This window comes from Herbaspirillum sp. WGmk3, from assembly GCF_023952535.1.
GTDB lineage: Bacteria > Pseudomonadota > Gammaproteobacteria > Burkholderiales > Burkholderiaceae_D > Herbaspirillum > Herbaspirillum huttiense.
Map to the genome: position 1 here is coordinate 670,311 of NZ_JAKYWT010000002.1, position 12,974 is coordinate 683,284.

Consider the following 12,974-nt stretch of genomic DNA (forward strand, 5'->3'; position numbering starts at 1 on the left):
CTCATTCAACCCACACAATTTTCAAGGAGACACATCATGCGTTTGCAAGACAAGGTAGCCATCGTTACCGGTGGCGGTTCGGGTTTCGGAGAAGGCATCGCCAAGGCCTATGCCCGTGAAGGCGCCTCCGTGGTGGTGGCCGATATCGGCGAAACGGGCGGCCTGCGGGTGGTTGAAGAGATCAAGGCGGCCGGCGGCCGTGCGGTCTTCGCCAAGGCCGACGTCTCCAAGCGCGCTGACATGGACCAACTGCTGGCCAGCGCCCTGGAGCACTTCGGCAAGCTCGACATCGTCGTCAACAATGCCGGCACCACGCATCGCAACCGCCCCATGCTGGAAGTGGAAGAAGACGAGTTCGACCGCGTCTATGCGGTCAACGTGAAGAGCATCTTCCTCTCGGCCAAGACCTTCGTGCCCTATTTCCGCCAGGTCGGCGGCGGTGCTTTCGTCAACATCGCATCCACCGCCGGCATCCGCCCGCGTCCCGGGCTGACCTGGTACAACGGCAGCAAGGGCGCCGTCATCACCACCAGCAAGTCGATGGCGGCCGAACTGGGTCCGGACAAGATCCGCGTGAACTGCGTCAATCCGGTCATCTCGGCCACCGGCCTGCTGTCCGAATTCATGGGCGTGCCCGACACCCCGGAAAACCGCAAGAAGTTCGTCGCCACCATCCCCATGGGCCGGTTCTCCACTCCGGAAGACATCGCCAATGCCTGCCTCTACTTGGGTTCCGATGAAGCAGAGTTCGTCACCGGCGTGTGCATCGAGGTCGATGGCGGGCGTTGCGTGTAAGGCGGCGATGTAAAAATCTTCATGCAAGCGGTGAGGATAATGATTTGACAATGTCCTCACCGCCACTACAATGCGTGGCACCGTCAAGCGGTCACAAAGAACCGGCGACGCACAACAACGATACGTCAAACATCATCTGGAGCGAGACATGACCTACCAAGCAGGCGCAGCCGCCGACGGCGCGCGCGCATCCTTTGAAGACGCGACCTACAGCAAGGTCACCTGGCGGCTGCTGCCGCTGCTGTTCCTGTGCTATGTGGCTTCCTACCTGGACCGGGTCAACGTCGGCTTTGCCAAGCTGCAGATGCTGCAGGACCTGAAATTCAGCGATACCGTCTACGGCCTGGGCGCGGGCATCTTCTTCCTGGGTTACTTCGTCTTTGAAGTGCCCAGCAACATGATCCTGCACAAGGTCGGCGCGCGCCTCTGGATCGCCCGCATCATGATCACCTGGGGCATCATCTCGGGCGCGATGGCCTATGTCACCACGCCGGAAATGTTCTACATCATGCGCTTCCTGCTGGGGGTGGCCGAGGCCGGCTTCTTCCCGGGCGTGATCCTGTATCTGACCTACTGGTATCCGGCTGCGCGGCGCGGCAAGATCACAGCGCTCTTCATGACCGGCATTGCCCTCTCGGGCGTGATCGGCGGCCCGCTGTCGGGCTGGATCATGCATGCCATGCCGGGCGTATGGGGTCATACCGGATGGCAGTGGATGTTCATCCTGGAAGCCATTCCTTCGCTGATCCTGGGCGTTCTGGTGATCCTGTATATGAAGGATCGCATCCGTGACGCCGAGTGGCTCACCGAAGACGAAAAGCGCCTGCTGGAAACCAACATCAGCCACGAAGAAAGCCAGAAGGAGCACCTGTCCCTGGGTGCCATGTTCGCCAACGGCCGCGTCTGGCTGGGTGCGCTGATCTACTTCTGCTTCGTCATGGGCCTGTATGGCGTGAGCTTCTGGCTGCCGACCATCATCAAGGCCACCGGCGTCTCCGATCCGCTGAACGTGGGCTTGCTCACCGCCATCCCCTACGCCTTCGCCGCTGCGGCCATGGTGTTGATCGGCCGCAGCGCCGACGCCCGCCGCGAGCGCCGCTGGCACGTGGCCATTCCCGCATTTGTCGGTTGCATCGGTTTGTTGCTGTCCACCCTGTATGGTCACAACACGGCGCTGGCGATGGCCTCGCTGACGCTGGCCAGCGTCGGCATCCTGACCACCCTGCCACTGTTCTGGAGCCTGCCGACGGCCTTCCTGTCGGGCACCGCAGCTGCAGCCGGTATTGCGCTGATCAATTCGCTGGGCAACCTGGCCGGTTTCGTCAGCCCCTTCCTGGTCGGCTGGCTCAAGGACACCACGCAGAGCACCAATGCCGGCATGTATGTGCTGGCGGCCTCGCTGGTGATCGGCGGTCTGCTCACGCTGAGCTTGCCAGCCAAGCTGGTCAACAAGTAAGACAGCCTGGCAATCCTCTTCGCATTCAGGTCAGCCCTCCACCTGCCTCCCGGCAGGTGGACTTCTTCATGCAGCTCCCCGCATCAAGTTTACAGTGCCTGCTTTGGGCGCTATAGTTAGCCCCCAATAAAAGTCGATTCCGGGGGGGATCCCATCTTGCTGCATCGTCTGCCCGCCGGGCCGATGTCCATCGACACCCTGCACCTCTTCTACGTTCGCCGGGAGAGCATTGCCTGCCAGCCGGACGAATGGCCTGACAATCTCCTTTCAGGATTACCGGCCCAGGCCGGCTGACATCCACCGCCCACTACTGACTCATGACCATGCATATTGCGCCCGTGTTTTCCATCGTCGTCTCCACGCACCGCCGCCCGGCCATCCTTGAACGCGCTCTGCAATCCTTGCTGGCCCAGAGTTTCAGGGATTTCGAGATTGTCCTGGTCGCTGATGAAGGCACTGCCGCGACCAAGGAAGTCGCCAGCCGCCTGCTGCGCGAAACTGATGTCTTCCTTTGCCTGCCCGGTGCCAAGGGCCCGGCCGAATCACGCAATGCGGGCGTGCAGCTGGCGCGTGGCCGTTTCATCCTGTTCCTGGATGATGACGACAGCTATCGGCCCGATTTCCTGCAAGCCATCGTCCAATGCAACCGCTTCCGCAGCGATGCCGTCAACTACGTGTCCTATAGCCAGGTAAGGGAAATGCGTACAGCAGAGAGCACCCAGGTGATCTCCAGCACCGACATCGATATGAGCGGCACCGACATCCGCGGCCTGCTGGTCAGCAATTTCATCCCCAACAACACTATCATCCTCTCCTCGTCCATCGCCAAGCGCCATCTGGTGGATGCCGCGCTGCAAAGCCATGAGGACTGGGATTACCTGATTTCGCTGGTGGTCAAATACGACTTCAATTTCCTCGGCATTTCCGGGCCGGTCGTGCACATCAATGAAGGCCAGAGCCGCAACAACGACGCCAAGTCCCAAGGTTCGATCGCCTTGGACTATTTGTCGATCTACCGCAAATGGCCGGCCAGCGACGACGACCTGCGCCTGCGTCGCAAGGAGATGCTGCGCACCCTGGGATTGGATTTGCCACCGGCCATGCTGTAATCAGAAGAGAAAAATCCACACGCCGTGGATCAACGTCTGCGTTCCGATTGGCTTGCGGATTGCGGCTCCAGCAATGCCCGCATGGCCAGCCGCACCAGCTCGGCATGCCCCGCCTGCGGAAATCGCTGCCGCTGGCGGGCAATCAGCTGGTCAACCCGCATCCGGTCGCCGTGGCAGAGTTCAGTCATGCGGGCGGTCATCTCCAGATAGCCCTGCGGATCGTGCAAGGGCACATCCTCGCGGCGGACGTAACGCAACCAGGCGCGGTCAGCCGCATACAGGGCCAGGACGGCCAGGCAAATCAGCAGGGGCCAGAGCAGCATGAACATCTCCCGATCGGCTAAAGCGGGGATTGTGCGCGTCCCCTGATGGCCCGGCCATCGTGGCGGCACGAGAATTGCCCCCTTTCGCCGGCGATGGCCTCAGAGAGCCAGCCACTCCTGCTGCAAGGCCTGGTCCGCCGCCAGTTGCGCCGGCGTGCCATGAAAGACCATTTCGCCGCGTCCCATCACGTAAACCCGCTGTGACAGCTCCAGCGCCAGTGCCTGTTTCTGCTCGATCAGCAGCACCGCCACCTGTCGCTGGCGCAGCAGTTCGAGGTAATGGGCGACCTGCCCGACCATCTGTGGCGACAGGCCCTCGGTCGGTTCGTCAATCAGCAACAGCCGGGGATTGCCCATCAGTGCGCGGCCCAGCGCCAGCATCTGCTGCTCCCCGCCCGACAGCGCCCCGGCCGCCACCTTGTAGCGCCGTTCCAGGGACGGGAACAAGGTCAATACTTCCTCTTCGCGCCAGCCATCGTCCGGTACCGTCCCGCTCTTGCGGCCGAGCAGCAGATTTTGCTGCACGGTGAGCGCTGGAAAGACATCGCGGCTTTCAGGCACGTAGCCGATGCCGCGCTGCGCGATGGCGTAGGTGGCCAGACCGGCCAGCGAACGGCCCTCGAAATCGATCTCCCCCGTACTGCGCACCTGGCCCATCACGGCCTTGAGCAGGGTCGAACGGCCCGCGCCGTTGCGGCCCAGGATACTGACGATCTCGCCGCGTGCCACCTCCAGCGAAACGCCATGCAGCACGTGGCTCTGGCCGTACCAGGCCTGCAGGCCGGTGAGCCTGAGCAACGCAGAGGATTTATCCATGGGGCCTCCGGTCCAGATACAGCGCCTGGACATCCGGATTGGCGCGGATGCGCTCGGCGCTGTCGCAAGCGATCACGCGGCCGTTGTCCATGACTGCGATGCGGTCGGCCAGGCCGAAGACCACCTGCATGTCGTGTTCCACCATCAGCAGGGTCTTGCCGACGGTGACTTCGCGGATCAGCGCGACCATGGCGGCACTCTCGGCACGGCTCATGCCGGCAGTCGGTTCGTCCAGCAGGATCACGGAGGCATCGGCCGCGATGGTCACCGCCAGCTCCAAGGCACGCTGCTCGGCATAGCTCAGCTCGCCCGCGGCCACCTCGGCACGCTGGGCCAGACCGACCTTGTCCAGCACGGACAGCGCCCGCTCGCTGGCATCGCGCAACTGGCCGATGCGACGCCAGAAGGCATAGCGGTAGCCCAGCGTCCACAAGAGCGCGCAACGCACATTCTCAAAAGCGCTCAGGCGCGGGAACAGACTGGTGATCTGAAAGCTGCGTGCCAGTCCCAGCCGGTGAATCTGCTGGGGCGGCTGGCGCGTGATGTCGCGTCCGTGCAGCAGCACGCGGCCGGCATCGGCGCGATAGCGTCCCGAGACGACGTGGAACAGGCTGGATTTGCCGGCTCCATTCGGCCCGATCAGGGCACAGCGCTCGCCGGGCTGCAATTGCAGATCGACACCACGCAGGATCTCGCTGCGGTCGAAGGCCTTGTGCACATCCTGCAGTACCAGTGGCAAAGGGCCCGTCATCGCGCCCTCCCCGAACGATGCCAGGCCACCAGCGCACCCGTGCCCACCACCACGCAGAGCGCTGCGAGGCCCCACGGGGCTGCGGCATGAACGTCGATGCGCCAGCCCCACAGCATCAGCGATGCAGCGCCTTCGCCAGTATCGGCGAGGCTGCCCAGGCTGGCCTGATACGCCATCTCGGTCGCCAGGATGACACCCGTCAAGGTACAGAATGCAGCCGCCAGCCACCATGCCAGACGTCCCGCAAGACGGGCATTCATCTGGCCGCCTTGCAGCAGGTGCCAGCTGCGGTCGATCAGGCTGGCCAGCCCGCCCGGCGTAGTCATCACGATCAGGATGAAGAGCGCACCCAGATAGAACTGCCAGGCCTGCGTATAGGCCGACAACCAGGAAGAAAACAGCACCCCGACGACGCCCCCGATGACGGGCCCGTAAAAATAGGCGGTGCCACCGATGAAGGTGAACAGCAGGATGGTGCCGGAGCGCAGCGCTCCGACGTATTCCGCACTGACGATTTCGAAATTGATGGCCGACAGCCCGCCAGAGACGCCGGCAAAGAAAGCCGACAGGATCAAGGCCAGATAGCGCACCCGCTGCCGATCGTAGCCGAGGAAGGCGGCGCGTTCAGGATTGTCGCGCACGGCATTGAGGATGCGGCCCAGCGGGGTATGGCGCAGGGCATGGATGGCGACGGCACAGACCAGCAGCCAGCCGGCGATCAGGTAATACACCTGAATCTGCGGGCCGTAGCTGATCCCGAGCACGGGCTCGCCGATGACGCGGTTGCCCGAAATGCCGCCCTCTCCGCCGAAAACCTCGGGAAACATCAACACGCAGGCCGAGACCAGTTCCACCAGTCCCAGCGTGATCATGGCGAACGTCGTGCCGGCGCGGCGCGTGGTGAGATAGCCCAGCACCACCGCACAAAGCGCGCCGGTCAGGCCGCCGGCCAGCGGGACCAGCGTCACCGGAAAGGCCAGCACGCCATCGGCCATGCGGTTCATCAGGTGGATGGCCCCAAAGGCGCCCAGGCCGGAATACACCGCATGCCCGAAAGAAAGCATGCCACCCTCGCCCAGCAGCATGTTGTATGAGAGGCAGAGCAGCACCATCGTGCCCATCTGCGACAGCAGCGACAACGCTGCGCTCTGCGGAAACACCAGCGGTGCGGCCAGCAGCATCAGGGCAAAGAGCAGCCAGGGAAGCACGATCCGTCGCATGGCTCAACTCTCCCGCCGGCCCATGAGGCCCTTGGGACGCACGATCAGCATCACCACCAGCAGCAGATAGGGCAGGACCGGTGCCACCTGCGCCAATGTCAGCCGCGCCAGCGGTGCCAGCGCGCTGGCGGCCGGCACCTGCAAGCCCAGGCTGGCCAGCGAGACATCCAGCGCCACCGCAAAGGTCTGCATCATGCCGATCAGCAGGGAGGTGATGAAGGCGCCGGCCAGCGAGCCCAGGCCGCCCACCACCACCACCACGAAGATGATGCTGCCCACGGCCGCCGCCATCCCCGGCTCGGTGACGAAGGCATTGCCACCGATCACGCCTGCCAGCGCCGCCAGTGCGCAGCCGCCGCCAAATACCAGCATGAACACGCGCGGCACGTTGTGGCCCAGCGCTTCGGCCATCTGCGGATGGGTCAGCGCGGCCTGGATCACCAGTCCGATGCGGGTATGGCGCAGCAACAGCCACAAGGCCAGCAGCATCAAGGCCGCCACCAGCAGCATGAAGCCGCGATAGACCGGGAAGGCGGTCGAATACAGGGTAAACAGCGTGCCGTCCAGTTCGGGCGGGATGCGATAAGGCACCGGCGAGCGGCCCCACACCAGTTGCACCAGTTCCACCACCAGATAGGACAGACCGAAAGTGAACAACAATTCCGGCACATGCCCATAGCGATGCACGATGCGCAGGCCGTAATGCTCGACCAGCGCCCCGGCCACACCCACGATCAGGGGCGCCAGCAGCAGCGCCCACCAGAATCCGAGGACGCCAGCCAGTGCATAGGCAACATAGGCACCCAGCATGTAGAAGCTGGCATGGGCGAAATTGGGCACGCCCATCATGCTGTAGATGAGCGTCAGGCCCGAGGACAGCAGGAACAGCAAAAAGCCGTAGCCCAGGCCGTTCAGGAAGGTGATCAGCGCGAATTCCAAATTGCCAGCCTTGCGGGGAGATGCCGTATCGAGGAGGTTGAAGAGCTTGCCGCGTCCGGCCAGGCGCGGCAGGACGCAAAAGTGCAGCGATCCTATGGGATTCGCGCTTCTCTGTCAAAATAGCGGATTGCGGCCCGGTCCGGGCTGCGCGCCACAGGCTGACCATGACGCAATCCTATCCGCTGCCCCCTTTCGGGAACCGTTTCGCCGAACTGCCACCGGCCTTCTATACCCGGCTGCAGCCCACGCCCCTGCCCGCGCCCTACCTGGTCGGATTCAGCGAGGCAGCCGCGGCCACGGCCGGTCTGCCACGGCCGGCCGATGAGCACTTCAGCTTCCTCGACATCTTCGCCGGCAACCTGATCCCGCCCGGTTCGACGCCGCTGTCGGCGGTCTATTCCGGACACCAGTTCGGCGTCTGGGCCGGCCAGCTCGGCGATGGCCGCGCCATCACCTTGGGCGACCTGCCGGCCGCCGACGGCCAGGGACGCATCGAGCTGCAGCTCAAAGGCGCGGGCATGACCCCCTATTCGCGCATGGGTGATGGCCGTGCCGTGCTGCGCTCTTCGATCCGTGAATTCCTCTGTTCGGAAGCCATGGCCGCGCTCGGCATCCCGACCACGCGTGCCCTGACCGTGATCGGCTCGGACCAGCGCGTCATGCGCGAAGCCCCGGAAACCGCCGCCGTCGTCACCCGCATGGCCCCCAGCTTCATCCGCTTCGGTTCTTTCGAGCACTGGTATTACAACCAGCGCTTCGATGAACTGAAGATTCTGGCCGATACCGTACTCGAACAGTTCTATCCGGAACTGCTGTCTGAAGAGAACCCGTATCAGGCCCTGCTGAAAGAAGTCACCCGCCGCACGGCGGCGCTGATGGCGCAATGGCAGGCCGTGGGCTTCATGCATGGCGTGATGAATACCGACAACATGTCCATCCTGGGCCTGACGCTGGATTACGGCCCCTTCGGCTTCATGGAAGCCTTCGACGCCCGCCACATCTGCAACCACACCGACCGCCAGGGCCGCTACAGCTACCAGATGCAGCCACGCATCGGCCAATGGAACTGCTTCGCGCTGGGCCAGGCCATGCTGCCGCTGATCGGCTCGGTGGAGCGGACCGAAGCGGCGCTGGCCGACTATGAAGCCATCTTCCAGGCGCGCCATGCCGAATTGCTGCACGCCAAGCTGGGGCTGCGCACGCAACAGCCCGAGGATGAGCAACTGATCGAAGCGCTGTTTGCCATCCTGCAAGCCAATGGCGTGGATTTCACCCTGTTCTTCCGCCGCCTGGGCGACTTGCGCATCGGCAATACGGCGGACGATGAGCCGGTACGCGATCTCATCCTCGACCGCCCCGCCTTCGATGCCTGGGCCACGCAATACCGCGCCCGGCTGCGCGCCGAAGACAGCGACGACGCTGCCCGCCGGCTTGCAATGCACGCGGTCAACCCCAAGTACGTGCTACGCAATTACCTCGCCCAGGACGCCATCGACCGTGCGCTGGAGAAGGACTTCAGGGAAGTGGCCCGCCTGCAGCAGATCCTGCAGCATCCCTTTGACGAACAGCCCGAATTCGAGCGCTATGCCGAACTGCCGCCGGAATGGGCCCGTCACCTGGAAGTGAGCTGTTCATCCTGAAGCATGGCCTGACTTTTGGCACATCTGAAACTTTCTTCCTGAGCAGGCCGCAGTTGCCCGCCGCCCGTCATCCCCCAAGGAGCCAAGCATGAACAAACGTGTAGAAAAGACCGAAGCGCAATGGCGCGAACAACTGGACCCGATGGAGTACCAGGTCACCCGCGAAGCCGCCACCGAGCGCGCCTTCACCGGCCGTTACTGGGATCATCATGAAGCCGGCACCTATACCTGCGTCTGCTGTGACACGCCGCTCTTCACCTCGGATGCCAAGTTCGACTCCGGCTGCGGCTGGCCCAGCTACTTCGAACCCATCGATCCGGCCAACGTGCGCGAGAAAGTGGACCGCAGTTATGGCATGATTCGCACCGAGATCATCTGCAACGTCTGCGACGCCCATCTGGGCCACGTCTTCCCCGACGGCCCGCCGCCGACCGGACTGCGCTATTGCATCAATTCGGCTTCGCTGCGTTTCGACCCGGCGTAAGCCGCTCCTCCACCGTTTCATTGACTCACTGAAGAAGCCAACCCGATGAAGTTCCTGTTCGACCTGTTCCCCGTCATCCTGTTTTTCGGCGTCTTCAAATGGGCCGAGGGCCATCCCTCGGCCGCGCAGGACCTGGTGATGCAATACCTGGGCGGGGCCATGTCGGCCGGTGCCGTCACGGCCAGCCAGGCCCCGATCCTGCTCTCGACCGCGGTCGCCATCGTCGCCTCGCTGGGCCAGATCGCCTGGCTGCTGCTGCGCCGGCGCAAGGTGGACGGCATGCTGTGGGTGTCGCTGGCCATCATCGTGGTCTTTGGCGGTGCCACTATCTATTTCCGTGACGATACCTTCATCAAGTGGAAACCGACCATCCTGTACTGGGCCTTCGGCCTGGCCTTGCTGGTGTCGCAGCTGTTCATGAAGAAAAATCTCATCCGCGTCATGATGGAAAAGCAGGTCACCCTGCCCGAAGCGATCTGGCCGCGCCTGAACCTGGCCTGGATCGTGTTCTTCGCGGTCATGGGCGTACTGAACCTGTACATCGCCTTCAATTACTCGCTCGATACCTGGGTCAACTTCAAGATGTTCGGCAGCATGGGCCTGATGTTTGCTTTCATCATCGGCCAGAGCCTGTTCCTCTCCAAGTACATGAAGGATGCCGAATGAACGCCGCTGACACCCGCGTGCAGCGCATCACCGAGCGTCTGACTGCAACTTTCTCGCCGCAGGTCTGTCTGGTCGAGGATGAGTCGGCCCTGCATGCTGGACATGCCGGTGCCGCCTCTGGCGGAGGACATTACAGGATCCGCCTGGTTTCCGACTTGTTCGCGGGCAAAAATCGGTTGAACCGCCATCGGCTGGTGTATGATTGCCTGTCCGACCTGATGCAGCAGGAGATCCATGCGCTGGCCATAGTGGCGCTCTCCCCATCAGAGGCAACGAACTGAGACCAAGAACAAAGACCGACGCCTGCTTTTATCCAAGCCCCTCCTGTTTTTCTTCTCCGTTTTGATTCATTCCTTTCTTTTCTAGGATTCAACAATGACATTCAAACCCGCTCGTCTGCTGGTGCTGCTGTTCGCCATCGCTTCCATCCCGGCCTTCGCTCAAAACCTGGCCGTCGTGAACGGCAAGGCGATCCCTTCCTCCCGCGCCGAACTGATGGTCAAGCAGATGACTGCGCAAGGCCAGCCTGACAGCCCGCAACTGCGCGGTGCCATCAAGGAAGAGCTGATCAATCGTGAAATCCTGATGCAGGAAGCCGACAAGCAAGGCCTGTCCAACAGCACCGACGTCAAGAACCAGCTGGAACTGGCCCGCCAGTCCATCGTCATCCGCGCCCTGATCGCTGACTACCTGAAGAAGAACCCGGTCTCCGACGCCGACATCAAGGCCGAATACGACAAGTTCAAGGCCCAGGCCGGCGACAAGGAATACCACGCCCGCCACATCCTGGTGGACAAGAAGGAAGACGCCGAAGCCATCATCGCCAAGCTGAAGGCCGGTACCAAGTTCGAAGACCTGGCCAAGCAATCCAAGGACACCGGTTCGGCAGCCAACGGTGGCGACCTCGACTGGGCGACCCCGGCCTCCTTCGTCAAGCCGTTCTCCGACGCCATGGTGGCCCTGAAGAAGGGTGACATCACCCAGACTCCGGTGCAGACCCAGTTCGGCTGGCACGTGATCAAGCTGGAAGATGTGCGCCCGGCCAAGGTCCCGACCCTGGACGAAGTCAAGCCGCAGATCGCCGAAGCCCTGCAACAGAAGAAGCTGCAGGCTTACCAGGAGCAACTGCGCGCCAAGGCCAAGGTGCAATAAGCCTGACGCCCTGATCGCCGAAGAGGACGGCCGCGCGCCCTCCTCTTCATCGCTCTCCCCGCATGCCCGGCCAGGTTTCCTTGCCGGGCATGTTGCTTTTTAGCTACGTTTGCACGCACAAGTTCTGCTTGAAACGTCAAAAAGTCGCTCGCAAACCCCGGATTTCCTCCAAAAAACCGCTGAAATTGGCTTTCCTGTCATATGGAAGACACAAATCCAGTTTCATAGTGAAGATTTATTTTTATAAAAGATTTACGCAATGAATTTTTTATAATCATATAAATTCACTAAATAATTAAAAAAGAGGAATTTTCCTGCAGCATTTCGCGCATTTTGCGAACCATCGTTCTGATATTCTTCGATCCAGTTCCAAATAGGGACAGGCTGCGGCCGGCCACGTTGACTGCGGTCGCGGCGATAAAAGAGGTGTTTCGGGGAGAGGCACACAAGGCTGATCCGCGGCGCCATCAACAACACAACATCGTGCTTTCTGGAGAGAAACCTATGAAGAAGAGTTCCATGCTGCTGCTGGCAGCCGGCCTGACCACCGGCGGCGCAGCCTTTGCCCAGTCCTCCGTGACCATCTACGGCATCGTCGACACCAGCATTCGTTATCTGAGCAATGACAATGCCCAGGGCAGCAGCAACGTGCGCATGGACAATGGCGCCATTTCCAACAGCCGTATCGGTTTCAAGGGGACCGAGGACCTGGGTGGCGGCCTGAAGGCAGTGTTCCGTCTGGAAAACGGTTTCAGCAGCGACACCGGCGCCGCCCAACAAGGTGGCCGTCTGTTCGGTCGTCAATCGTGGGTTGGCCTGGCCGGTGATTTCGGCAAGGTCTCCGTGGGCCGCCAGAACACCGCCCTGTTCGACCTGATGGCCGATCACTTCGATCCGCTGACCGTCGGCAACTACGAAACCAACTCCTGGATGCCGGCTGCCGCTACCCGCGTGCGCAGCGACAACACCGTGCGCTATGACGGCCAGTTCGGTCCCGTGGCCGCTTCCGTGAGCTACGCCTTCGGCGAGCAAGCCGGTTCGACCCGCAGCGGCAGCCAGATCAGCACCGCCCTGCGCTACAACAACGGTGGCTTCGCCATCGGTGGCGGCTTCCAGCAAACCGTGGACACCACGACTGCACGCAACAAGGCCACGACCTACAACCTGTCGGCTTCCTACGCCTTCGGCGCGGCCAAGGTCTTCGCCGGTTACTACCGCATGAAGGATGCGACCGGCGTGAACGGTGCATTCATGGAAACCACCAACTACTCGCTGGCCAACACCGCAGGTGGCAACACCGTCGGCGTGGAACGCAAGGATGATGGCTACTTCTTCGGCGCCAACTACCAGGCGACCGCTGCACTGAGCCTGACCGGCGGCGTGTACTACGACAAGAGCAAGAACGTGGCCTACCAGGCCCTGGGCAATGTCGGCGACGGCAAGCGTTACACCATCGTTGGCGTGGCCGAATACGCCCTGTCCAAGCGCACCCAGCTGTACACCACCGTGGACTACAACAAGGCCAAGGATGCTGCCGTGTACGAGATCACCAACTCGGCCAACGGCAAGAGCAACCTGACCACCGTCGGCGTTGGCATTCGTCACATCTTCTGATCCGGCTTG

Annotated in this window: 14 protein-coding genes; 9 read left to right on the forward strand and 5 right to left on the reverse strand. The window is 62.3% G+C overall.

Annotated features, from left to right (window positions below; all coding sequences use genetic code 11):
- Window positions 1-36 precede the first annotated feature (36 nt).
- The 3 genes from MKD49_RS08910 to MKD49_RS08920 all read left to right on the forward strand — a co-directional run bounded on the left by MKD49_RS08910 (window position 37) and on the right by MKD49_RS08920 (window position 3,360).
- Entirely contained in the window at window positions 37-795 is a 759-nt protein-coding gene (locus MKD49_RS08910) for an SDR family oxidoreductase (RefSeq protein ID WP_121040112.1), read from the forward strand.
- A gap of 148 nt (window positions 796-943) precedes the next feature.
- The gene (locus MKD49_RS08915) at window positions 944-2,251 is read left to right on the forward strand and encodes an MFS transporter (RefSeq protein WP_121040111.1); all 1,308 of its coding nucleotides are present in this window, start codon (window positions 944-946) and stop codon (window positions 2,249-2,251) included.
- A 323-nt stretch (window positions 2,252-2,574) separates the two neighbouring features.
- Complete coding sequence (locus MKD49_RS08920) at window positions 2,575-3,360, forward strand: glycosyltransferase family 2 protein (RefSeq protein ID WP_227022690.1); 786 nt, start codon at window positions 2,575-2,577, stop codon at window positions 3,358-3,360.
- A 29-nt stretch (window positions 3,361-3,389) separates the two neighbouring features.
- Here the strand turns inward: MKD49_RS08920 and MKD49_RS08925 are convergent, their stop codons facing one another.
- The 5 genes from MKD49_RS08925 to MKD49_RS08945 form a co-directional block, all read right to left on the reverse strand.
- Window positions 3,390-3,683: a hypothetical protein gene (locus MKD49_RS08925; protein WP_034335679.1), complete on the reverse strand. Its 294-nt coding sequence runs from the start codon at window positions 3,681-3,683 to the stop codon at window positions 3,390-3,392.
- A 99-nt stretch (window positions 3,684-3,782) separates the two neighbouring features.
- Window positions 3,783-4,499 (reverse strand): ABC transporter ATP-binding protein, encoded by a 717-nt coding sequence (locus MKD49_RS08930; RefSeq protein ID WP_252696117.1) that lies wholly within the window; start codon window positions 4,497-4,499, stop codon window positions 3,783-3,785.
- A complete protein-coding gene (locus tag MKD49_RS08935) occupies window positions 4,492-5,250 on the reverse strand; it encodes an ABC transporter ATP-binding protein (RefSeq protein ID WP_252696118.1) in 759 nt (252 codons plus the stop codon). The genes MKD49_RS08930 and MKD49_RS08935 overlap by 8 nt, the downstream gene beginning before the upstream one ends.
- Complete coding sequence (locus MKD49_RS08940; RefSeq protein WP_252696119.1) at window positions 5,247-6,470, reverse strand: branched-chain amino acid ABC transporter permease; 1,224 nt, start codon at window positions 6,468-6,470, stop codon at window positions 5,247-5,249. The genes MKD49_RS08935 and MKD49_RS08940 overlap by 4 nt, the downstream gene beginning before the upstream one ends.
- 3 nt (window positions 6,471-6,473) lie before the next feature.
- Window positions 6,474-7,409, reverse strand: coding sequence for a branched-chain amino acid ABC transporter permease (locus tag MKD49_RS08945; protein WP_134136250.1), 936 nt, complete (start codon window positions 7,407-7,409; stop codon window positions 6,474-6,476).
- A 164-nt stretch (window positions 7,410-7,573) separates the two neighbouring features.
- On the opposite strand from MKD49_RS08945, the gene MKD49_RS08950 reads away from it, so the two are divergent.
- From MKD49_RS08950 to MKD49_RS08975, 6 genes are all read left to right on the forward strand, one after another.
- Window positions 7,574-9,049 carry a YdiU family protein gene (locus MKD49_RS08950; protein WP_209569019.1) on the forward strand — a complete coding sequence of 492 codons (1,476 nt, stop codon included), beginning with the start codon at window positions 7,574-7,576 and terminating at the stop codon, window positions 9,047-9,049.
- Window positions 9,050-9,137: 88 nt separating this feature from the next.
- Window positions 9,138-9,533 (forward strand): peptide-methionine (R)-S-oxide reductase MsrB, encoded by a 396-nt coding sequence (msrB, locus tag MKD49_RS08955; protein WP_034335690.1) that lies wholly within the window; start codon window positions 9,138-9,140, stop codon window positions 9,531-9,533.
- Between the two features lie 45 nt (window positions 9,534-9,578).
- Window positions 9,579-10,199 (forward strand): septation protein A, encoded by a 621-nt coding sequence (locus MKD49_RS08960; protein ID WP_039788195.1) that lies wholly within the window; start codon window positions 9,579-9,581, stop codon window positions 10,197-10,199.
- Window positions 10,196-10,480, forward strand: coding sequence for a BolA family transcriptional regulator (locus MKD49_RS08965; protein ID WP_252696120.1), 285 nt, complete (start codon window positions 10,196-10,198; stop codon window positions 10,478-10,480). Before MKD49_RS08960 ends, MKD49_RS08965 begins: the two co-directional genes overlap by 4 nt.
- 94 nt (window positions 10,481-10,574) lie before the next feature.
- Window positions 10,575-11,351, forward strand: coding sequence for a peptidylprolyl isomerase (locus MKD49_RS08970; protein WP_121040097.1), 777 nt, complete (start codon window positions 10,575-10,577; stop codon window positions 11,349-11,351).
- Between the two features lie 504 nt (window positions 11,352-11,855).
- Entirely contained in the window at window positions 11,856-12,965 is a 1,110-nt protein-coding gene (locus tag MKD49_RS08975; RefSeq protein ID WP_252696121.1) for a porin, read from the forward strand.
- Window positions 12,966-12,974 lie beyond the last annotated feature (9 nt).